A 996-nucleotide genomic window follows, 5' to 3' on the forward strand; every position below is an offset into this window, starting at 1 on the left:
ATCACCCAGGGCCTGATGTGGCGCGCGGTCAACGAGGACGGCACCCTGACCTACTCCTTCGTTGAAGCACTGGTCGCAAGCCACCCGGGCTTCATCGTGCGCATGATCGGCGGTGGTTTCTTCCTCACCGGCATGCTGCTGATGGCCTACAACACCTGGCGCACCGTGCGTGCTGCCAAGCCGGCCGAATACGAAGCCGCCGCGCAGATCGCCTGAGGAGCCCGACGTAAATGAAGAACCACGAAATACTCGAGAAGAACGTCGGCCTGCTGGCCATCTTCATGGTGATCGCCGTCAGCATCGGCGGCCTGACCCAGATCGTTCCGCTGTTCTTCCAGGACGTGACCAATACCCCGGTCGAAGGCATGAAGCCGCGTACCGCCCTGGAACTGGAAGGTCGCGACATCTACATCCGCGAAGGCTGCGTCGGCTGCCACTCGCAGATGGTCCGTCCGTTCCGTGCCGAGACCGAACGCTACGGCCATTACTCGGTCGCCGGTGAAAGCGTCTGGGACCACCCGTTCCTGTGGGGTTCCAAGCGTACCGGCCCGGACCTGGCCCGCGTCGGCGGCCGTTACTCCGACGACTGGCACCGCGCGCACCTGTACAACCCGCGCAACGTGGTGCCCGAGTCGAAGATGCCTGCCTACCCGTGGCTGGTAGAGAACAAGCTTGATGGCAAGGACACCGCCACCAAGATGGAAGTCCTGCGCAAGCTGGGCGTGCCTTACACCGACGAGGACATCGCCGGTGCACGTGAAGCCGTGAAGGGCAAGACCGAGATGGACGCCCTGGTGGCGTTCCTTCAAGGCCTGGGAACCTCTATCAAGAGCAAACGGTGAGTGTGATGGATATCGGGACTCTGCGTGGACTGGGCACCGTGGTGATCATGGTCGCCTTCATCGGCCTGGTGATCTGGGCCTACAGCGGCAAGCGCAAGAAGAGCTTCGACGAAGCGACGATGCTGCCCTTCGCAGACGATCCCGAAGCCAAAAA

2 protein-coding genes and 1 pseudogene are annotated in these 996 nt (G+C 62.4%); all 3 read left to right on the plus strand.

Annotated elements, in window-relative coordinates; genetic code table 11:
• Positions 1-216 (plus strand): annotated as a pseudogene (locus tag ACTJJX_RS34970) (cytochrome C oxidase Cbb3); the annotation flags it as partial.
• Positions 217-230: 14 nt separating this feature from the next.
• Positions 231-842 (plus strand): cytochrome-c oxidase, cbb3-type subunit II, encoded by a 612-nt coding sequence (gene ccoO / locus ACTJJX_RS34975; protein ID WP_003087303.1) that lies wholly within the window; start codon positions 231-233, stop codon positions 840-842.
• Positions 843-847: 5 nt separating this feature from the next.
• Positions 848-996: CcoQ/FixQ family Cbb3-type cytochrome c oxidase assembly chaperone (locus ACTJJX_RS34980; RefSeq protein WP_049284783.1), on the plus strand; the 149-nt coding region annotated here is incomplete at its 3' end.

Source organism: Pseudomonas sp. 22490, from assembly GCF_052044465.1.
In the GTDB taxonomy this organism is placed as follows: domain Bacteria; phylum Pseudomonadota; class Gammaproteobacteria; order Pseudomonadales; family Pseudomonadaceae; genus Pseudomonas; species Pseudomonas aeruginosa.

Coding starts and splice junctions, on each gene's coding strand:
- ccoO (WP_003087303.1), top strand. CDS start 231: ATGAAGAACCACGAAATACTCGAGAAGAACGTCGGCCTGCTGGCCATC.